This is a genomic window from Chryseobacterium arthrosphaerae, assembly GCF_001684965.1.
Taxonomy (GTDB): domain Bacteria; phylum Bacteroidota; class Bacteroidia; order Flavobacteriales; family Weeksellaceae; genus Chryseobacterium; species Chryseobacterium arthrosphaerae.
In genome coordinates this window covers 379,079-399,621 of sequence record NZ_MAYG01000001.1, presented here as the reverse complement: position 1 = coordinate 399,621, position 20,543 = coordinate 379,079, and the positions used below count along the sequence as shown (strand labels likewise).

The 20,543-nt window shown below is 38.5% G+C and carries 17 protein-coding genes; 5 read left to right on the top strand and 12 right to left on the bottom strand.

All coding sequences use genetic code 11. The features are described from left to right. The first annotated feature begins 223 nt into the window (after positions 1-223). A complete protein-coding gene (locus tag BBI00_RS01755; protein ID WP_065397152.1) occupies positions 224-1,531 on the top strand; it encodes a DEAD/DEAH box helicase in 1,308 nt (435 codons plus the stop codon). 290 nt (positions 1,532-1,821) lie between these two features. Here the strand turns inward: BBI00_RS01755 and BBI00_RS01750 are convergent, their stop codons facing one another. Beyond that, on the bottom strand, positions 1,822-2,715 hold the full coding sequence (locus BBI00_RS01750) for an SMP-30/gluconolactonase/LRE family protein (RefSeq protein WP_065397151.1): 894 nt from the start codon (positions 2,713-2,715) through the stop codon (positions 1,822-1,824). Positions 2,716-2,961: 246 nt separating this feature from the next. Between BBI00_RS01750 and ccoG the strand changes: the two genes are divergently transcribed. Then, complete coding sequence (ccoG, locus tag BBI00_RS01745; protein WP_065397150.1) at positions 2,962-4,404, top strand: cytochrome c oxidase accessory protein CcoG; 1,443 nt, start codon at positions 2,962-2,964, stop codon at positions 4,402-4,404. Between the two features lie 82 nt (positions 4,405-4,486). On the opposite strand, the gene BBI00_RS01740 is transcribed toward ccoG, so the two are convergent. From BBI00_RS01740 to BBI00_RS01725, 4 genes are all read right to left on the bottom strand, one after another. Beyond that, positions 4,487-5,371, bottom strand: coding sequence for an AraC family transcriptional regulator (locus tag BBI00_RS01740; RefSeq protein WP_065397149.1), 885 nt, complete (start codon positions 5,369-5,371; stop codon positions 4,487-4,489). A gap of 134 nt (positions 5,372-5,505) precedes the next feature. After that, on the bottom strand, positions 5,506-8,175 hold the full coding sequence (locus BBI00_RS01735; RefSeq protein WP_065397148.1) for a reprolysin-like metallopeptidase: 2,670 nt from the start codon (positions 8,173-8,175) through the stop codon (positions 5,506-5,508). 366 nt (positions 8,176-8,541) lie between these two features. Continuing rightward, positions 8,542-11,235, bottom strand: coding sequence for a reprolysin-like metallopeptidase (locus BBI00_RS01730; protein ID WP_065397147.1), 2,694 nt, complete (start codon positions 11,233-11,235; stop codon positions 8,542-8,544). Between the two features lie 265 nt (positions 11,236-11,500). Further along, positions 11,501-12,052 carry a hypothetical protein gene (locus BBI00_RS01725; RefSeq protein ID WP_065397146.1) on the bottom strand — a complete coding sequence of 184 codons (552 nt, stop codon included), beginning with the start codon at positions 12,050-12,052 and terminating at the stop codon, positions 11,501-11,503. Between the two features lie 178 nt (positions 12,053-12,230). Here BBI00_RS01725 and BBI00_RS01720 point away from each other — a divergent pair, with 178 nt between their 5' ends. Continuing rightward, positions 12,231-12,572 carry a MerR family transcriptional regulator gene (locus BBI00_RS01720; RefSeq protein ID WP_065397145.1) on the top strand — a complete coding sequence of 114 codons (342 nt, stop codon included), beginning with the start codon at positions 12,231-12,233 and terminating at the stop codon, positions 12,570-12,572. Between the two features lie 158 nt (positions 12,573-12,730). Next, the gene (locus BBI00_RS01715; protein WP_083988397.1) at positions 12,731-14,014 is read left to right on the top strand and encodes a helix-hairpin-helix domain-containing protein; all 1,284 of its coding nucleotides are present in this window, start codon (positions 12,731-12,733) and stop codon (positions 14,012-14,014) included. Between the two features lie 110 nt (positions 14,015-14,124). On the opposite strand, the gene BBI00_RS01710 is transcribed toward BBI00_RS01715, so the two are convergent. The 7 genes from BBI00_RS01710 to BBI00_RS01680 form a co-directional block, all read right to left on the bottom strand. Beyond that, a complete protein-coding gene (locus BBI00_RS01710; RefSeq protein ID WP_065397143.1) occupies positions 14,125-15,351 on the bottom strand; it encodes a YncE family protein in 1,227 nt (408 codons plus the stop codon). A 200-nt stretch (positions 15,352-15,551) separates the two neighbouring features. Beyond that, positions 15,552-16,274 (bottom strand): 23S rRNA pseudouridine(2604) synthase RluF, encoded by a 723-nt coding sequence (rluF, locus tag BBI00_RS01705; RefSeq protein WP_065397142.1) that lies wholly within the window; start codon positions 16,272-16,274, stop codon positions 15,552-15,554. Further along, a complete protein-coding gene (locus BBI00_RS01700; RefSeq protein ID WP_123902212.1) occupies positions 16,274-16,768 on the bottom strand; it encodes a hypothetical protein in 495 nt (164 codons plus the stop codon). Before BBI00_RS01700 ends, rluF begins: the two co-directional genes overlap by 1 nt. A gap of 80 nt (positions 16,769-16,848) precedes the next feature. After that, positions 16,849-17,547 carry a tRNA pseudouridine(55) synthase TruB gene (gene truB, locus BBI00_RS01695; RefSeq protein ID WP_065397140.1) on the bottom strand — a complete coding sequence of 233 codons (699 nt, stop codon included), beginning with the start codon at positions 17,545-17,547 and terminating at the stop codon, positions 16,849-16,851. Between the two features lie 20 nt (positions 17,548-17,567). Continuing rightward, a complete protein-coding gene (locus BBI00_RS01690) occupies positions 17,568-18,386 on the bottom strand; it encodes an undecaprenyl-diphosphate phosphatase (protein WP_065397139.1) in 819 nt (272 codons plus the stop codon). Between the two features lie 91 nt (positions 18,387-18,477). Continuing rightward, positions 18,478-18,774 carry a DUF3098 domain-containing protein gene (locus tag BBI00_RS01685; protein ID WP_174715405.1) on the bottom strand — a complete coding sequence of 99 codons (297 nt, stop codon included), beginning with the start codon at positions 18,772-18,774 and terminating at the stop codon, positions 18,478-18,480. 2 nt (positions 18,775-18,776) lie between these two features. Next, on the bottom strand, positions 18,777-19,676 hold the full coding sequence (locus BBI00_RS01680; protein ID WP_065397138.1) for a cell division protein FtsX: 900 nt from the start codon (positions 19,674-19,676) through the stop codon (positions 18,777-18,779). A 91-nt stretch (positions 19,677-19,767) separates the two neighbouring features. Between BBI00_RS01680 and rsmA the strand changes: the two genes are divergently transcribed. Further along, entirely contained in the window at positions 19,768-20,538 is a 771-nt protein-coding gene (rsmA, locus tag BBI00_RS01675; protein ID WP_065397137.1) for a 16S rRNA (adenine(1518)-N(6)/adenine(1519)-N(6))-dimethyltransferase RsmA, read from the top strand. The last annotated feature ends 5 nt before the right edge of the window (positions 20,539-20,543 follow it).

The window sequence follows — 20,543 nt, the reverse complement described above, 5'->3', positions numbered from 1 at the left end:
GGGTCGAAGCAACTCATTTTATGAAGAAACTATTATCAAAAGCTGAGATTCTTCATTACGATTTGCTCCGTTCAGAATGACAGCAGCATAATAAAAAGAACTGTTTGCAAATCCTCAAACTCTCAAACACACATCCTCTCAAACCCTCGAACCTCCCAACCTCCCAACGCTAAGATCCTCTCACTCTAAACCCTCAAAATCCAAAATTCACTACCTTTGCACCATGGAACTACAATCTATCTATCAAAAACTGCAGATTCAGGACATGAATCAGATGCAGAAATCTGCTTATAAAGCGTCCGAAAACAATACGGATATTGTGCTGCTCTCTCCTACCGGTTCGGGGAAAACCCTTGCTTTTTTATTTCCGGTTCTCAGAAATCTGAAAAAGGATGTTCAGGGCGTACAGGCATTGATATTGGTTCCTGCCAGAGAACTGGCGTTACAGATTGAGCAGGTTTTCAAATCGATGGGAACAGACTTTAAAGTTTCCGTTTGCTATGGCGGACATGATAAAAAGATTGAAGTCAATAATTTAATCGAAGCTCCCGCGGTTTTAATCGGAACTCCGGGAAGGGTTACTTACCACGTAAGAAATAATAATTTTGATCCAAAAACAGTTAAGACACTGGTTCTGGACGAATTTGACAAAGCTTTGGAACTGGGCTTTCATGATGATATGGAATTTATCTGCAGTGCATTAAAGGGACTTTCTCAAAGGGTTTTAACCTCTGCAACAGCAATGGATGAAATTCCTGCATTTACCGGATTAAAAGATGAAAAAATCATCAGCTTCCTTAAAGAAAATGAAGTAAAACCTGATATTCAGTTAAGAAAAGTAATGACGATTCCGGAAGAAAAGCTGGATACCCTGTTTAACCTGGTTTGTAAAATCGGGAACAAAAGAACACTGATCTTCTGTAATCACCGTGAAGCAGTAGACCGTATCTCGGAACTTCTTCATCAGATGGGAATCGACAGAGAAACCTTCCATGGCGGGATGGAACAGGATGAAAGGGAACGTGCATTATTGAAATTCAGAAATGATTCCGCAAGAATTCTTATTACAACCGACCTGGCAGCCCGTGGACTTGATATTCCTGAAGTGGAATCTATTGTACATTATCAGCTTCCTCCAAAAGAAGATGCCTTCATCCACAGAAACGGCCGTACAGCAAGAATGAATGCCAAAGGTTTCGTATACCTCATTATGACTGAGGAAGAAAACTTCCCGTTCATTAAAAACAATACTCCTGAAGAAAGTGTTGCCGGATTCACCAGGGTTCCGCAAAAAACCCCTTTCCAGACAATTTACATCAGTGCAGGAAAAAAGGATAAAGTGAACAAGGTGGATATCGTTGGCTATTTAATTAAAAAAGGAGAACTGCAAAAAGAAGATGTGGGTATTATTGAAGTAAAGGATACAACATCTTACGTTGCGGTTGCCAGAAATAAAGTGAATGCTGTTTTGCGAAAGCTTCAGAATGAAAAACTGAAAGGGAAAAAGGTAAAAATGGAGGTGGCTTATTAAAATTTGTCATCAACAATGTAAGTTATGAACAACAAAAGGCACAAAAGGTTTAAATACTTAAGTTATTTAAGTTTAAATGCTTTGCCGGGATAAATTTCATATAAGTCTTTGAAAATTGAGATTTGATATGACACAAAAAATATTCAATTGAAAACGTAGCCATTCACCTTTCGTGGAGGAGCGTCAAAAATTCTTTGAATTTTTGACGGAATGGTTTACAATATTATAAAAAGCGCTCAAAGGTTTATAAAGACAAATCTTTGAGCGCTTTTACTGTAAATCCTTTGTGATTATTTTATTCCTCTCACTTTCGTTGGAAAAATATACACCGATTCTGAGGCGGTAATGAATAAAACATCATTGTTTTCTCCTCCGAATGTTACATTGGAAGTCCATTTTTCAGGAATGGAAATATGATAGATTTTCTTTCCGGAGCGGTTGAAAACATGTACGCCGTCTCCGGTTAAATAAAGATTTCCATGTTTATCCAGTATCATTCCGTCGGAACCCATCTCGCAGAACAGTTTTTTTTCTGATAATTTCCCTTCGTCCAAAATATCATACACATACGTTTTCCCGGCATCAATGTCGGAAACATATAATTTTTTCAGGATCTCACTTCCTGCAATCCCGTTCGGCTGTGTAAAGGTATCCAGTTTGGAAATCTTCCCGTCCTTACTTCTGTAATAAAGACTTTTATGAGGCAGTTCCTGCTTAAAGTTTACCCAATAATCTCTTTCATACAGGGGATCTGTAAAATACATTCCACCAGAAGCATCATTCCATACATCATTCGGGCCGTTTAATCTTTTCCCTTCAAATCCTTTCAGCAGGACTTCCACTTTTTTATCTTTTGATATTTTCCAGATTTCTCCCTGATCATCAGAGCAGGTGATCAGATACCCGTCTTTATCGAAATGGGTACCGTTGGCCCTCCCTGTTTTATCCAGAAACATCATAACCTTATTGCTTTTCCAGTCCCAGTAATAAATTTTATCATTAGGCTGATCGGTAAAATAAACATTCCCTTCCTTATCTGCTGACGGCCCTTCTGTAAAGCTAAACTGATCCGAAATTTTCTCCGGCTTCACACCTTCATAAAACATTTTACTACTATTTACTGATTGACAGTTTACCAATGCGAAAACCAAACCAATCATTCCTATTTTACAGATATTCTTCATGCTTCATTTTTAGAACTGCAATTTACAATATGCTTTACCGGTTTCAAAAATATTTTCTCATTTTGATATCATGGTTATTCAAATCACAAATGTCCCAATTGTCCTATTTTGTAAGTAGATACTGTTAGTACCTCATCTATATAATCCGGAGCTTTGCAGTATCAGGATTGATCACTTTTTTTCTATAAAAAAACAAGACCGGTCCGGATGAAAAACAACAGTAAAATATCTTTATAGCATACGATAATGAGTGTAGAGTCCAATAATATCAAATCTTTAGAAATTGAAAATGAAGATTTCAGAAATTCAGTAGGCACCATGGATGAAACAGGGAAAAGAAAATGGATTTTCCCCAGAAAACCTAAAGGAAAGTATACCAATTACAGGAATTACACCAGCTACTTTCTTCTTGCTTTATTTTTCGGATTGCCTTTCGTAAAAATCAATAATAATCCTTTTTTGCTGATCAATGTTATAGACAGAAGATTCTTTATCCTGGGACAGCCCTTTTATCTTCAGGATTTCTTCATCTTAGCTTTAGGAGCGGTAACTTCCGTGATTTTCGTCATGCTGTTTACCGTGGTTTTCGGAAGAATATTCTGCGGATGGCTATGCCCTCAGACTCTTTTCATGGAAATGGTTTTCCGTAAAATTGAATACTGGATCGAAGGTGACCGGAATAAGCAGATGAAGCTTGACAGACAGGAATGGGATGCTGAAAAAATAAGGAAAAGGCTGACGAAATGGTCCGTATTTATCCTGATTTCAATGGTCATCTCTACTTTCATGTTTATGTATATCGTAGGCTACGAGCAGGTTTTCCAGATCATGATTGAAGGTCCTTCGGAACATCCTTTAAAATTCATCACGATGATCTTTTTCACGATGACTTTTTATTTTGTTTTTGCATGGCTCCGTGAGCAGGTATGTACCCTGGTTTGCCCATACGGAAGGCTTCAGGGAGTATTAATTGATAAACAGACGATCAACGTATATTATGATTTCAGAAGAGGAGAAGGCCGATCAAAATGGAGAAATAATGAAGACAGGAAAGCAGCCGGAAAAGGAGATTGTATAGATTGTAACCAATGCGTTGTAGTCTGTCCTACGGGAATTGACATCAGAAACGGACAGCAGTTGGAATGCGTCAACTGTACTGCGTGTATTGATGCCTGTGATGAAATCATGGATAAAGTAGGCCTGCCTAAAGGGCTCATCCGCTATGCTACTGAATCTGAAATTGAAAATCGTGAGAAGTTTAAATTTACCTCGAGAATGAAGGCGACCACGGTTATATTAGCACTGCTCATCGGATTTCTTGGATTTTTAATGTATGACCGTGGTTCTATGGAAGCCAAGTTTATAAAACCTGCCGGATCTACATTCTTTATTAAAAACGGTAAGATCACCAATACTTTTATTTATACTTTACTGAATAAATCGAACGAGAAAAAAACACTGACCATTAAAGTTATCACTCCTGCCCATGCAGAGATCACCTATTTCGGAAATGAAAAAATTATTCTGAAAGGCGATGAAATTCTGAAAGGAAATATCAATATCACCTTCCCTGAAGAAGATATTAAATTATCGAAACAAAATATGGTCATTGGGGTTTTTGATGAAAACGGAAAACTCGTGGATTCCTTTGAAACTACTTTTGAAGGACCGTTTAAGCTGGTGCTTTAGAGGCAGGATCAGGCGATGGATTGCAGGAATAAAATTAATGATACGGTAAACAGCACCATATTAACATTAAACTTTAAACTCATTAAGCCTTATATTTCCTCATAAACTGAGTAGGGGTCATTCCGGAGCTTTTCCGGAAGACTCTTACAAAGTAGGAATACTCTTCATAGCCTAATCTGAAAGCAATCTCCACCAGACTTTCGTCAAGATACATCAACATTCGTTTGGCTTCCAGCACTACTCTTTCAGTAATGACCTCTGTAGCTGTTTTCTGAACAACCGTCTGCACGATCCTGTTCAGATGCTTTGATGAAATCCCCAGTAAAGAAGCATAATAAGCAATGGATTTCTGTTCGGTAAAATGCAGCTCGATAAGATTTTCAAATTCCTGATAATGTTTAAAATAGGACAAAGCTGCAGAAGAAGCCATCGTATCAGAATCTTTTGAAAACAGCCGGGTGGCATTGATAAAGATCTGAGACATTAAGGACAGGATGAGACCTTCTTTCATGATATGATTCTTCGCCTGATGCTCTTTCCCCAGTTCCCTGAACAGACTGATATTTTTCTTCAGTTCAGAAGCATTCAGCTGAAGTTTTCTCGGAAAGGACACCGACCCGAAAAAAGGAAAGTTTCTCAGTTTCTGATTGACATAATGCATTTCATAAAACTCCTGCGAACAGAAAAAAATATATCCCTCTATATCCTCTGAAAGTTCCCAGCTATGGATCTGACCGGGCGACAGGAAAAAAAGACTTCCTTCCGAAACATCATATTTCTGGAAATCGATCTCGTGCACTCCTCTACCTCCGGTAAAAAGAACTGCAGCATAAAAATCATGCCTGTGAGGCCTTTCTATATGCCGATGCCCCACTACCAGATGATTTTTCATCGTATTAAAATAAAAATCCGAAGTATTTTTACCTGCCTGAAAAAGTTCGATATGAAGAACGGAGATTGAATTCATCACCTGTATATTTTAGCAAAAACAATTATATCATCTGATCCGTAAGAGCCCATATCTTAAGGATTCACAAATTTAGACAAAAAAAGGACCGGTAAGTACCGGCCCTTTATATCTGGAAAAAATAATATGCTGTATTATTTGATCACCAGTTTAGTATTGTAAATTCCCTTAGAAGAATTGATGCTGATCACATATACTCCTTTCGGTACATTTACACTCAATGCTTTGGTATCATTACCTTCAACCTTATAAGCGGATGAATAAACCAATCTTCCGCTGGCGTCAAGCATGGACACTTTAATATCTCCTTTTAAGTTTCTTGATTTGATAAAGAAATTACCGTCACTTGGATTAGGATAGACTTTAACGTCATCTGCTATTGGAGAAACCGTTTCTTTAGTTCCCAATACCTGTGTTTCTCTGGTACATACTTCAAGAGACCAGGCAGTAACCGTTCCGGCACTACCGGCATTATTATCAGTTGCAAAAAGCTTCCATTCTCCCTGTGCTGAATGTCCTTTAAATATACCTAAAGATTCATATGATCTGGCATCTCCCTGAATCGGTGAAGCACAGGTAGCAGCCCCAGCCGAATCGCTGAAAGAAGCTGTAATTCCAGAGCTGTTGGCACAACTTCGGTTCCAGAACAAAGCGGAAGACCCTACCGGGCTTTCAATTCCTACAGCCAGCTGGCTTACATTGGGATGTGTAATGGAAGGGGTTACTTTTATCTTGGTAATGGTTCCGGTATTATTAACCATTAGAGGAATTGTTATGCGGGGAGCAGATATACCACCTCCGCCCGGGCCGTCTGTAATGGGTACTGCAGCTCCGTTATAAGTATAGGTATTACAGTTTTCACCCGTCACATTGTAGTCAATAACAAAACTTGGGCTTACTGCATAATAGATATTATCGGCGGCCTCAATCAGAATATAGGCATTGGCTGAAGTAGAACCGGCCGGTATAGTGATCTGTTCGTTACCATCATTCGGGGTATTGGCCACAATTGTTGTAAAGGTTTGCCCACCGTCCTTAGACAGTTTAATGTTTACATTGGCTGTATTCACCGGGGCGGCATTGGTACCGGCGACATCCCATGTCACATTTACAGTTCCTCCTGAGTTTAATGACTGTCCAAATACAGGCGCAGTCACCTGGAAAGGTCCTGATACAGCATCCACCGTTACCATCATTGCATCTTTTGAAACCTGTGGCTGCAACGGATTATTGTTTCTTACAGTAACTGCAAAATTAAGACCTCTTGCTATACTTGAAGCGGCTTCCCAACGGGTAGACAACACCCCGGCCAATACTTTGTTAAAATCCGGAAAATATCTTACCAATGAATTTACCGGTGCAAATGATCTGAAAGTAGGGCCTGTTGGCTTTGCAGGATAGGCAGCAGAAATATCACCAGCTCCGATCTGAGCTGCCGCTGCCTGGTCTGTCTGTTCCCAAACATAAGTATAGGCGGCATTCGCAACATCTGTAGTGGTAGCTTTTAAAACAAATGGTGTGGATTTAGGAATTGTATAATCCAATCCTGCGTTGATATTGGGAGCAGCATCTGCAAAAGGGGTATTCACACCGCAGGTAAGGCTATTCAGTTTATTCCTGATTTGGGTGATACTATTGGTATGGTAATAGTCATTGGAATTAAACTGCACATCGGATAATGTAGTGATTCCCGTATATGCCATGATGGTACTTCCACTTCCCGGCTCTACCTTCTGATCTGCCTGCGAAGACCTGTATGTATAAGTATGTCCTGCTCCCAGCTGATGTCCCATTTCATGAGCAACATAATCTATATCAAATTTATCACCTTCCGGAAAGTTATGGGCAGTCCATCCTGCTCCTTTTGAATTATTATTACAAATAACGCCTACTCCTGCAGATCCGTTACCTCCTTTTTTATCAATGAGATGTCCCATATCATAATTCTCGGCTGCAATTCTTGCCGATATCTGGGCATGGGCTTCGTTCGGGCCACCATTAGTGTAAGGATCTGAGGCAGCATCCAGGAAAATAAGGATATCGTTATCAGCAATAAGGTTAAAATGGAAAGAAAGATCTTTCTCAAAAACACCATTAAGCCGGGTAACGCTGGCATTCATGGCAGCTAAGACCACAGCTTTCTTTTCTATATCTGTAGCTGTAGCAGGGGTACCGGCAGCTGTCAGGTGATACTGAGCATATTCGCCTGTACAGGATAATGCCAGCCTGAATATATTAAACCCTGCTAATTTTTTATCGGCAGCCCCGTTTTTTCCGGCCGTATTTTTTTCTGCTTCATCAATGACAGAACATTCAAAAGGCTCCTTGTCCTGACCTCTTCTCGCATTGGAATCAAATACAGCATAAACGGTTCTGTCTTCTGTATAGGGCTCGATAAATTCTGAAATACCTGAGCGGGTAATCATGGAAGAAAATCCTACCGGAGACAGACTGAACCTTAGATAGACCGTTGGATCTTCCAATGCGGTTCCTACATAAGATCTGATCTCGGGAAATTTTGCCTGCAACTCAGGTGCCATATTGGAAAATTCCCACACCCGGAACTTTTCTAAACCTCCATTGGCTGTAGGAAGCGAAATGATAATTCCTTTTCCATTTGAAAAGCGTGCCGGGGCATCTTTTAAATTTTGCCTGAGCTGATCCGCATTCAACGAATAAAGTCCTGCAAATTCTAATTTTTCCTGTGATTGTTTTACTTTTTGAGACCTGAGCTCAGTTCTTGACCACTGCGAAAATCCTAAAAAGGGGACCAGCAGGGATAAAATTAAGAAATAGTGTTTCATAATAGATTTGGTTTTTTAATGCTGCCAAATTAACAAAATAAAACCACATTAATTATAAAAACAAGAATAAAATAAACGAATAAATAAAAATAAAATAAAAATATACAGTATGTATTTAAAAAATCAACAAACAAACAGTCATATATTAATCATTTATAACAAATAATGAATTATGTAGAAAAATAATAACAATAAAAAAACAATATCCTTATTTTTCCTGATCCTACAATAAAGAATTAACACTTCTTTATATTTTATACTATGGTTTATATCAATAGAAGCGTATCATTTTCTAGATGTATGATACAAAGCAAAAAGGACCGGTAAAATACCGGTCCTTTATAACTGAGAAAATAATAGGCTCTATTATTTGATCACCAGTTTAGTATTGTAGATTCCCTTGGAAGAATTGATGCTGATCACATACACTCCCTTCGGTATATTTACATTGAATGCTTTGGTATCATTGCCCTCAGTCTTATAAGCTGATGAATAAACCAGTCTTCCGCTGGCATCAAGCATGGTCACTTTAATATCTCCTTTTAAGTTTCTTGACTTGATAAAGAAGTTTCCGTCACTTGGATTAGGATAAACTTTAATATCGTCAGCCAATGGAGAAGTTCCTTCCTTAGTTCCTAAAGCCTGTGTTTCCTGAGTACAGACTTCAAGAGACCACCCGGTAATAGTTCCTGCACTTCCCGGATTGTTGTCTGAAGCAAATAATTTCCATTCTCCCTGAGCTTTATGACCTTTAAAAACACTTAACGATTCATAAGACCTGGTCTCCCCCTGGATAGGTGATACACATGCTACAGTATTTCCTGCATCACTAAATGAAGCCGTAATACCTGATTTTGCCAGGCATTGTCTGTTCCAGACGAGTGCTGAAGTTCCCACCGGGCTTTCAATACCGATTGAAATATGGCTCACATTTGGGTGCGTAACAGCAGGAGTAACTTTTATTTTGGTAATAGTCCCAGGATTATTAACCATCAACGGAATGTTTATTCTGGGAGAAGAAATGTTACTTCCTCCAGGACCATCTTTAATTGCTACAGGATTTCCACTGTAAGTATAAGTATTACAGTTTTCACCTGAAACAGTATAATCCACTACAAAGCTTGGGCTTACTGCATAGTAAACATTCCCGACAGCCTCTATCATGATAAAAGCATTCGCTGATGCAGATCCGGAAGGAATGGTAATCTGCTCACTGCCATCATTAGGGGTATTGCCTGCAATGGTAGTAAACGTCTGGCCGCCGTCTGTAGATAATTTGATATTGATATTAGCTGTATTCACCGGGGCGGCATTGGTACCCGCAACATCCCAGGTTACCGTAAAGGTTCCCGCAGAAGACAATGACTGTCCAAATGTTGGAGCCGTCACCCGGAAGGGACCGGAAGCAGCATTTATAGTAACCACCATATCATCCCTGCTCGTTTGTGGAGCTACTGGATTGTTATTTCGCAAAGTTAATGTAAAATTAAGATTCCTCGCTACACCTGATACACTTTCCCAGGTTGTAGTTAATACACCAGCCAGTACAGTATTAAAATCCGGGAAATATCTTACCGGAGAGCTGACAGGTGAAAACGATCTAAAAACCGGACCGGCCGGCTTTGTAGGAAAAGCGTTGGAATTGGCCTCTGTCTGCGCATCTCCTGCAGCATCCATTTGTTCCCAGGCATAGGTGTAGGAAGAAGTATTGGAATCAGTTGTCGTCCCTTTCAACACAAACGGAGTAGATTTTGGTATAATATAATCTGCTCCTGCATTAACATTGGGGGCCGGACTGGCGAAAGGCGTATTCACACCACAGGCAACACTATTTATTTTATTTTTAATCTCTGTCACATTAAAACCCTGAAAATAATCGTTGGAATTGAACTGAACGTCAAGATTATCTCCAAAAATACCGGTATATGCCATAATAGTAGTTCCACTTCCCGGCTCCACTTCTGAGGTTCCTGAACCTGCCAAATATCCGGTAAATGTATGGTTAGCTCCCATCTGATGCCCCATTTCATGAGCAACATAGTCTATATCGAAAGTATCACCTTCAGGAAAATTACACGAGGTATAGCCTGCTGCCTTTATATTACCGCATATAGATCCTAACATGGCAACACCATTAGCACCTCTTTTATCAAGCAGATGTCCCATGTCATAATCAGTCGCAGGAATACGAGCTGATATAACATAATATGCACCTGCATGATCAAAATCGTTTGTATTATCAGCATCTGTATCATCATACGGATCTGTAGCCGGATCCAGAAATACAATAGCGTCATTATTGGCAATCAGATTAAAATGAACTGACAGATCTTTTTCAAAAACACCGTTCATTCTTGTTAGTGAAGCATTCATTGCTGCCAGAATCACTGCTTTTTTCTGAGCATCCGTAGCTGTTGCAGGGGTATTGGTAGCGGTAAGGTGATATTGTGCATATTCTCCTGAACAGGATAATGCCATTCTGAATACATTGAAGCCTGCAGCCTTTTTATTCGCTGTATTGGAATTTTTTCCTGCTGCAATTTTCTCCATCTCGTCTTTAGTGCCACATTCAAAAGGTTCCTTGTCCTGCCCTCTTCTCGCCTTGGAATCAAATACAGCATAAACGGTTCTGTCTTCTGTATAGGGCTCGATAAATTCTGAAATACCTGAGCGGGTAATCATGGAAGAAAATCCTACCGGAGACAGACTGAACCTTAGATAGACCGTTGGATCTTCCAATGCGGTTCCTACATAAGATCTGATCTCGGGAAATTTTGCCTGCAACTCAGGTGCCATATTGGAAAATTCCCACACCCGGAACTTTTCTAAACCTCCATTGGCTGTAGGAAGCGAAATGATAATTCCTTTTCCATTTGAAAAGCGTGCCGGGGCATCTTTTAAATTTTGCCTGAGCTGATCCGCATTCAACGAATAAAGTCCTGCAAATTCTAATTTTTCCTGTGATTGTTTTACTTTTTGAGACCTGAGCTCAGTTCTTGACCACTGCGAGAATCCTAAAAAAGGAAACAACAGTGATAAAACGAAGAAATAATGTTTCATAATAGATGTGATTTTAGTACTGCCAAATTAGCAAAATTAAATCACAACAATTGTGAAAAACAAAATAAAATCAACTTAAAAATACAAATAATCAATTAATCAACATTATATATTTAAAATATCAACAAATAAAAAACACTATATTAATCATTTATCGCAAATAGACATTTATACAGAAAAATATCAACAACTCCAATAAACGATTATTAGAGCATTACTTTTGAGTCTTCATCAGCAAAGGCTAAGGTCAGAGGTGTTTTTTACTTTACTTACAGCGTCTTTTCTTTTTCAATGGCATTTTTTCCGGTTCCTTGATGGTGGGCTTTTCAAAAGGTACTTTATCCTGTCCCCGTCTCGCATTGGAATCAAATACAGCATAGATGGTGCGGTCTTCCGTATAAGGCTCAATAAATTCTGAAATTCCGGAGCGGGTGATCATGGAAGAAAATCCTGTCGGGGACATGCTAAACGTCAGATAAGCGGTTGGATCTTCAATCCCCGTTCCAACATATGATCTGATGTCCGGATATTTAGCCTGCAGTTCGGGAGCCATATTTGAAGATTCCCATACCTGAAAGTGCTCTGTTTTTCCACTTGCAACAGGAAGTAAGATGGTTATTCCCTTTTCTTTGGAAAAACGCAAAGGTGCATTCTTTAAACTCTGTCTGAATTGGTCGGCATCCAGCGTATAAAGTGCTGCAAATTCCAGTTTCTCCTGGGATTGTTTCACCTTTTTAGATCCAAGCTCCGTTTTTGTCCACTGTGAAAATCCGGAAAAAGGAATCATCAATAATAAAATTAAGAAGTACTGTTTCATATCATTATAGTGTTTTGAGGTTCACCAAGTTATTAAAAAAAATATTCATTTTTATATTTTTCAGATATTTCTGAACAGAACCCCGGTAGGCTCTCAAACAAAAGTCATACCGCAGTTTTAAAGATATATTTGGTTCAGATTTTAAAAAATTTTATCTTTGAAGTTTAGGAGCCGTAAAATGAAAATAAATTTACCTGATAAATTATACTATTCAATAGGAGAAGTCGCTAAAGCATTTGACGTAAACACTTCATTAATACGTTATTGGGAACAGGAATTTCCGATCATTAAGCCTAAAAAGAATAAAAAAGGAAACCGGTATTTCACTCCTGAAGATATCAAGAACCTGCAGATGATCTATCACCTGGTGAAAGAGAAAGGCTATACCCTTGATGGAGCCCGCGTTGCCCTGACCACCAACAGTAAGATTTCAGAAACCATTACCATTATCGACCGTCTTGAATTTGTAAAGGCAGAACTTTTAAAACTTAAAGAGTCTCTGGGAGATAAAGAAGAATAACTGGATATCGTCATTTGGGTGCTTTATATCTTTAAATAATTCTATATTAAGATGCTATAAGTATATTTTGGAAACAAATATACTTAATCTATATTTCAAACTTAACCATTTCAACCCTCATCATTGTGGCATATTGGTTTTATCCATATGTTTACTCTATGATGAGAAAAAATTATTACCGTAAACTGGCCTGCATGGTGCTGCTTCTTAGTGGCCTCTTAATTTATCAAAGCTATACCAGCAGAAATAAAGAGCCTTTTCCTGATGTTAAATTTATTGTGGCGGCTCCCGTCTCTGAAAATTTGTCAGCATTCGATCCCAATACTTTGAATCACGAGCAATGGCAGAAGCTGGGGTTCTCTGAAAAACAGGTATCCACTATTCTTAAATATAAAGACATAGTAGGCGGCAAGTTTGTTTCAAAAGAACAGCTGAAAAAGTGTTATGCAATTTCTGAAGAGAAATTTGCAATATTGGCCCCTTTTATCTTACTTCCTGAAAATACGGGGAATAATCCGGCCCGGGCTTTTAAAAGTTTTGAAAAAAGAAGTATTTCGGTAACCGGAAAATTTAATCCGGATCTTTATTCTGAACAGGATTGGGTGAAAATGGGCTTCAGTGAGAAACAGGCTGAAGCAATTTTAAAATATAAAAAATACCTGGGGGGAAGTTTTGTGAGCAAAGAAAAGTTTAAAGAGTGCTTTATTATTTCTTCTGAGCATTACAGTAAGCTTGAACCCTATCTGCTTCTACCGGTCAATACCCCCGCAGAGTTCAGGAATTCAATCAGAAATACTTCGTTTAAAGAAAAGATCCGATACACTTATTTTGATCCCAATCTATTGGATACCGAAGGCTGGAAAGCCCTTGGATTTTCTGAAAAACAGGCAGTTACTATTGTCAATTACCGGGACAGAAATTTAAAGGGAAGTTTTAAAAGCCCGGAAGATCTTCAAAAATGTTTCGTTATTTCTACTGAGAAATTCCAGGAACTGAAACCTTACATCAAAATAAATCCTGCTGCTGACAGGAAACAGGAGCTTAAACAGGAAAAGACAGATTTTTCAAAGACAGATCTCAATACGATCACTTTCAGACAGCTGCTGGAATTTGGTCTGGATGAAAAAAGCGCCGGATCTATCATCGGATTCCGGAAAAAGCTCGGTGGCTTTGTCTACAAGCAACAGATTATGGATACCTACAATATTGATAAAGAGCTGGTGCAAAAGCTGATCAGCATTGCTCCACTGGACGCCTCAGGTGTTCCCAAATACAGTTTGACAGAGGCTCCTGAAGAATGGCTTAAAAATCATCCTTATTTTAAATATTCGGCGGATAAAATCATCTACTACCGGATCAGTAATCCTGACGACAGGAAAATCTGGAAATTTTTAAAACTCAAGCCGGAATATGAGACAAGGATGAGGTGGTATGTGAAATAAATCCAGATTTAATGTGTGCTTTCTGCTACAAAAAGCATTTAAATAAACACAAAAACATCCCGGAACAGCAGATTCTATTTTGGGATGTTCTTATATTCTAAACTTTATTTTTAGTGGTGCATATAGCTGCTGGGACCATTGGTTCCTTCAATAGATTCCGGAAGTATTCCATATTTTGCCCGTAAATCTACTGTCCCTAAGGTTTTTCCTGTCTGAATTTCAATGACACTTATCGTTCCGGAGTTGAGATTAGGAAGGTTTAACAGATTGTTTTGTACAGCGACTACTTCTTTTCCGGATCTGGTTTTAAAGAATGCCATATGATGGGCTCCTTTATCTGCGGTAAATGTTTTTAAAAGTTTCAACTGAGGAAGATTACTGATATCAAAGACAAGCACTTTACCCGGATCTGCAAAACTTACGTAAAGCTTGCTGTTATCATCAATATACATTTCGAGAGCCCATCCCAGCCCTTGGGTACTTCCGTCAAAAACTTTGCTGAAAGCATCGTATTTTTTAGTGGCCGTATTATAGGGTGCAATCCAGATATCACCTCCAAGCATTGTCGTAGCAAGGGCAAACTGCGGAAACTTCCCACGCAGCAACAGGACTTCCACAGGACTTGATAAATCTGCCGGGGAGTCTGCTACCTGATAGGTTTCTTTTAGTTCATAGGTATTCAGATCTATGAGGGTGCAGGTATTCCCCATGCCGCTGGTAAGATCCGGATGAATCGTTGAGGTAACCATCATGAGTCCTTTTTCCTCATTTACGGAAATACCGTGCGGATACATAATAAATTTATTCGGATTGGTTTCTATCGATCCTTTGATCGTTTTGATAAGCTGATTATTATTGGCGTTAAACACCCCTACACTGCCATCTTTCAGGCCTCCTGCCCCTCCCATAAAGGTCATAAAAAAACGTCCGTCATTGGTAAAAAATAAATTTTCGCCCACTGTATTTTCACCCGTATCAACAGCAGTGGCACTGATCAGTTTCGGCATACCATTCTGGTCTTCCTCTGCTTTTATCTGATAGAGGTATTTCCCTCCTAAAGCAGTTGTGTAAAGCTTTTTTGCATCTTTATTATAATAAATATGGTGCGGCAAAACTCCGACTCCCAATTCAAGTTTGCTGATAATGCTGCCAAATCTTGGTGAGTCAGGATCAAGGTCGATGACAGCCATTCCGTCCGGTGCTCCGTTCAGGCTTCTGTAGTCAATAAAAAAAGAAGTATTGTGGTCTTTTGTATGATTCTCACTTTCGCTCTGACAATCAGTAAGTATTGCAAAAGCAGCAATAAGCAGAATAAATGGTTTAAATTTTGTTTTCATGGTGTAAAATTTTCAGTTATTATTTAATTACAATAAATATAATACATAAAACAGAAAGCCACAATATATTACACCAAGGTGTGAAAATTATATAAAACTGAATTTTATAAACTGTAAATCTGCTGATGAATAGCCATTATAAGAACAATAAAAAAGCAGAGAAACCTATTCTCTGCCTTTATATTTTATTTTGTCTTCTTTTAATCGACTGTCTTACTTGAACCTTCGAGTAATGCATTAAGTGTTGAAAGCTCTTCATCCGTCATATCTCTCCATTTTCCGATCGGAAGGTCCAGTTTAATATTCATAATACGGATTCTCTTCAGCTTTTTCACTTCATATCCAAGGTATTCGCACATTCTTCGGATCTGCCTGTTGAGTCCCTGCGTAAGGATGATCCTGAAGTTCATTTCATCAATCTTCTCTACTTCACATTTTTTGGTTACCGTATCCAGAATTGGTACCCCGTTTCTCATTTTTTCAAGAAATCTTGGAGTAATGGGTTTATCTACCCTTACCAGATATTCTTTTTCGTGATTGTTTCTTGCTCTCAGGATTTTATTGACGATATCTCCGTCACTTGTGAGCAGGATAAGGCCTTCACTGGGTTTATCCAGTCTTCCGATGGGGAAAATCCTTTTCGGGTGGTTGATATAGTCAATGATATTGTTTTTTTCACGCTTCGTATCTGTGGTACAGACAATTCCTACCGGTTTGTTGAAAACAATATAAACAGGGTTTTCCTGAGGTTCTCTTACAGGTTTTCCGTCTACTTCTACAAGATCTTCATCAGAAACTTTTGTGCCCAGTTCAGGAATTTTACCGTTGATTTTTATTCTGCCTTCTTCTAACAGTTTATCTGCTGCCCTTCTTGAGCAGTATCCTACTTCTGATAAATATTTATTGATACGTGTTTTTTCCATTAGTCTTCACCGTAACCGGTATAATTTTTATTGCTGAAAACAGAGATTCCATAGCTTAGCCCGATGAAAAAGCCATCCACTCCTTCTTTCAGTTTATGTGATTCAAGAACAATTCCTCCTTCCTGGCTCAGCCTTTTTGAATAGGAAACCTGCATTCCGAGTCTTGCTCCCCAAAATTCTGTTTTTGAAACAGCAGAATGATTCAGCTGCTTACCATAGTTAATGTCTATATAAAAAGGACGGTCTCCCGGAGAAAAAATAAACTTCGGCTGGATCACCCAATACAGCAAATGATAATTGTCCTGTATAAAGCTATACTTCAAGCCGGTTCCTATGGCAAAGTTAGGAAGAAAATTGTAACCTCCGATGGCTGTAATACCATAGGTCATATTGCCTAATACGGATTTTTTCTCGATATACTGCGAATTGTTACTCTGATTTTTATTATTAATATTAAACCCTACGTTAAGGGATGGGTTAACATAAAAATCCATTTTAGGTTTTTTCGTCTCAGCATCCTGAGAAAAAGCTTTACAAAAAGCAAAACCCAATAAGAAAAGAGATAATTTTATTTTCATAAGCTCTCAAAACGGAAATCATTATTTAAAAACTGGTCTGTGGCATTTTCAATAGCATAATCCCCGATTTTTGTACGCCTTAACTGGGTCAGATACGCCCCCACTCCGAGTTCCTGCCCGATATCGTGAGCAAGACTTCTGATGTAAGTTCCTTTGGAGCAGCCTACCGTAAAGCTTATCAAAGGAAAATTTACTGTAATATCCTTTATATAATGAATGGTGGTCTTTCTCGATTTCATTTCTACTTCCTCTCCGGCTCTCGCCAGGTTATAAGCTCTTTCACCATCAATTTTAATAGCAGAATACACTGGTGGTTTCTGTTCGATCTCTCCTACAAATTTTTCCAGAGTTTCATTCACCTGTTCCTCAGAAATATGAGTGATATCCTGGTGAAGTATTTCCGGTTTTTCCGTGTCATAAGACTCCGTCTGCACTCCTATTTTGATCTCTGTCCAGTATTCTTTCGGAGCATCCTGGATCTCAGGAATCTTTTTTGTAAATTTTCCGCAACATACAATAAGAAGCCCTGTAGCCCTGGGATCTAAGGTTCCTGCATGTCCTATTTTAAATTTTTTAGGAAGGTCAAATTCCCTTTTAAGTTTATATTTCATTTTATTGACAGCCTGAAAAGAAGTCCAGTCCAAAGGCTTGTCCAATAAAAAAATGTATCCCGATTTCAGTTCTTCAGCTGTCATGAATGGATATGTGAATATATTTATTTAAAGAAATAGAAATAGATCAGCAAAGCAACACCTACAAAAATACGATACCATCCCCATGGTTTGAAACCGTATTTATTAAGCACTCCAATGAATGCTTTAATCGCTATTAATGCTACAATAAATGCCACAACATTTCCTACCACGAAAATCATAATGTGGTCCTGTGAAGCCATGATCATTTCATATCCTTTCTGTGGATTGGCAGTTTCTTTACCCCATGTTTTCACAAAAACGGAGTATACGGTTACTGCAAGCATGGTAGGTACAGCAAGAAAGAAAGAGAATTCAGCAGCAGCCTTCCTCGTTAACCCCTGTGCCATCCCTCCAATGATGGAAGCAGCACTACGGCTCGTTCCCGGCATCATCGCCAGACACTGCCAGAAACCGATGGTAACAGCATTTCTTACGGTAATTCCCTTTTCGTCATCAATTTTAGGATTTTTAAACCACTTATCAGCAAACAGTAAAACAACACCTCCCAAAACCAATACTGAAGAAATTGCAATCTGATTTCCAAGTACGGCTTCAATTTTATCATCGAACAGATAGCCCAGGACCAGTGCCGGAACTACAGCAAAAGCCAGCTTAAAATAGAACTGAATATTGTTTAAATCAAAAAACTTTTTCCAGTATGCTACTACAACAGAAAGGATTGCTCCAAACTGAATCGATACCTGAAACATTTTTAAAAACTCTGTTTCTTCAAGCCCCATCAGATTGGCGGTAAATCCCATGTGTGCAGTTGAAGAAATCGGAAGATACTCTGTTAATCCCTCTACAATGGCAATAATAATTGCTTTAATTAAATCCATATTCTTTCAAAAAATTAAAAGATTAAGAAATCCGGAAATTCAGAATGCTCTGAAATTCGTAATCTCTTAATCTCTAAATATAAAAATCTATTTATTTTCTTTTTAAAATAGCGTACACTTCTATTGCAAATCCTATTACGACAAAAAGCGGTGCTATTCTGATCCTTCTGATAGAGAAGATATCGTCGTTCCATGCATTGGGGTCAAATTTACCGTCTACCGTATTGGCATCAGGTCCCATCATCAATAGAAAACCGACAATAATAAATGCTAATCCGATCAGCATCCATTTGAAGTTCTGCTGTCCGAAATAGAAAGAGTTTTCCTGTGGCACTTCTGCTTCATTTCCGAAATCTGAAGCGGAAAGTTTATTTGTTTTTTTGCTCATTATTAAGAGTAATATAAGTCGTCAACGTTTGATTTTAAGAATCTCCAGGTAGCGAAAATAGTACTTAAGACAGAAATGAAAATCCCTACACCAAGTACCAGAATCACTAACCAGAAATACTGGTTGTTATCCTGTACGAAAGCAGAACCGATCTGACTTGTAAAGTAATACCAAACACCTCCCAGAGCAAGAAGACCAATTACGGAACCAATAGCTCCCAGGATAACAGCTTCTATGATAAAAGGTTTAAGGATAAATCTTCTCTTCGCCCCTACCAGCTGCATGGTTTTAATAATAAATCTCTTCGAAAATATTTTCAGACGGATTGAATTGTTGATCAGTACCACAGCCAATACCAAAAACAGTATTGAAAATCCTAAGATCCATTTTAAGATTCTGCTCAGGTTATTGTAAACATCTACCATCAAAGTACTGTCGTTTTTCACATCTATGATCCCGGGAACAGATTTGATCACTTTGATCGCTTCATCAATTTTTGCAGGATCTACATATTCCGGTTTTAAAGCAACTTCAATAGATGAAGGGAAAATATTCTCTTCAAATAAAGCATCACTGTCTATCCCCATACTTTTTTTAGCTTCCTTCGCTGCCATAGCTCTGGAGATATAAGTTGCCTTTTTTACAGGAGCTAACGTCTGTACCTTTTTAAAAGTTTCATCCTCCAGTTTCGCAATTTTTACAGAGTCTTTTGCGTCATAATTTTCATCAAAGTAGGCATTCACTACCAATTGTTCTTTGATATAGTCAGAATACTTTTGGGCATTAATTAAAATAAGCCCCATTAATCCCAACAAAAACAGCACTAAGGCAATACTTATCACTACAGTAATATTGCTGGACCGAAGCCTTTTCTTATTAAACTCATCTACAGATTTAGCCATTAATATTAAAATTTTTGGCTAAAATAGAAAAAAACTTCCGAAATTTGGGACGAAATAAAGAAAATCATTGTTAATAAAATCATAAAAAACTTTGAGTGTAAAAGCAAAAAAACATCTGGGGCAGCACTTCCTGACCGATGAAAATATCGCAAGAAAAATCGTAGAAGGTCTTAGTTTTGAGAACTATAATAACATCATGGAAGTAGGTCCCGGAATGGGCGTGCTTACCAAATATCTTCTTGAAAAAGACCAGACCATTTACCTTGCCGAAATCGATACGGAATCTATCGAATATCTGAAAAACAATTATCCTAAGGTTACGGAAAATACTTTTGTAGGTGACTTTCTGAAACAGGATTTTAATTTCATCAAAGATGAGCAGATAGCCATTATCGGTAATTTCCCTTATAATATTTCTTCACAGATATTATTCCAGATTGTGGATCACTACGAGCTGATTCCTGAAATGGTAGGAATGTTCCAGAAAGAGGTTGCAGAAAGAACGGCTGCCGTACCGAGAACTAAAGATTACGGTATACTTTCTGTACTGATCCAGGCTTATTATGACGTATCCTATATGTTTACAGTACATGAGAACGTTTTCAATCCGCCGCCAAAAGTAAAATCAGGAGTGATCAGGCTTACCAGAAATCCTAAAGAAGGCCTGGCCGGGAACGAAGTGCTTTTTAAGCAGATCGTAAAAACAGGATTCAACCAAAGACGGAAAAAGCTGTCCAATGCGCTGAAAACCTTAAACATTCCTGAAGCTTTGAAAGGACACGAGTTCCTGGATAAAAGAGCTGAAGAGCTGAGTGTCGCAGATTTCATTCTTTTTGCCAACCTTTGGAAAGATAATCAGTAAGACAA

Bases quoted from the DNA above. Each gene is read 5' to 3' on its own strand.
- BBI00_RS01755 (WP_065397152.1), top strand. From the start codon at position 224: ATGGAACTACAATCTATCTATCAAAAACTGCAGATTCAGGACATGAAT.
- BBI00_RS01750 (WP_065397151.1), bottom strand. From the start codon at position 2,715: ATGAAGAATATCTGTAAAATAGGAATGATTGGTTTGGTTTTCGCATTG.
- ccoG (WP_065397150.1), top strand. From the start codon at position 2,962: ATGAGTGTAGAGTCCAATAATATCAAATCTTTAGAAATTGAAAATGAA.
- BBI00_RS01740 (WP_065397149.1), bottom strand. From the start codon at position 5,371: ATGAATTCAATCTCCGTTCTTCATATCGAACTTTTTCAGGCAGGTAAA.
- BBI00_RS01735 (WP_065397148.1), bottom strand. From the start codon at position 8,175: ATGAAACACTATTTCTTAATTTTATCCCTGCTGGTCCCCTTTTTAGGA.
- BBI00_RS01730 (WP_065397147.1), bottom strand. From the start codon at position 11,235: ATGAAACATTATTTCTTCGTTTTATCACTGTTGTTTCCTTTTTTAGGA.
- BBI00_RS01725 (WP_065397146.1), bottom strand. From the start codon at position 12,052: ATGAAACAGTACTTCTTAATTTTATTATTGATGATTCCTTTTTCCGGA.
- BBI00_RS01720 (WP_065397145.1), top strand. From the start codon at position 12,231: ATGAAAATAAATTTACCTGATAAATTATACTATTCAATAGGAGAAGTC.
- BBI00_RS01715 (WP_083988397.1), top strand. From the start codon at position 12,731: ATGATGAGAAAAAATTATTACCGTAAACTGGCCTGCATGGTGCTGCTT.
- BBI00_RS01710 (WP_065397143.1), bottom strand. From the start codon at position 15,351: ATGAAAACAAAATTTAAACCATTTATTCTGCTTATTGCTGCTTTTGCA.
- rluF (WP_065397142.1), bottom strand. From the start codon at position 16,274: ATGGAAAAAACACGTATCAATAAATATTTATCAGAAGTAGGATACTGC.
- BBI00_RS01700 (WP_123902212.1), bottom strand. From the start codon at position 16,768: ATGGATTTTTATGTTAACCCATCCCTTAACGTAGGGTTTAATATTAAT.
- truB (WP_065397140.1), bottom strand. From the start codon at position 17,547: ATGACAGCTGAAGAACTGAAATCGGGATACATTTTTTTATTGGACAAG.
- BBI00_RS01690 (WP_065397139.1), bottom strand. From the start codon at position 18,386: ATGGATTTAATTAAAGCAATTATTATTGCCATTGTAGAGGGATTAACA.
- BBI00_RS01685 (WP_174715405.1), bottom strand. From the start codon at position 18,774: ATGAGCAAAAAAACAAATAAACTTTCCGCTTCAGATTTCGGAAATGAA.
- BBI00_RS01680 (WP_065397138.1), bottom strand. From the start codon at position 19,676: ATGGCTAAATCTGTAGATGAGTTTAATAAGAAAAGGCTTCGGTCCAGC.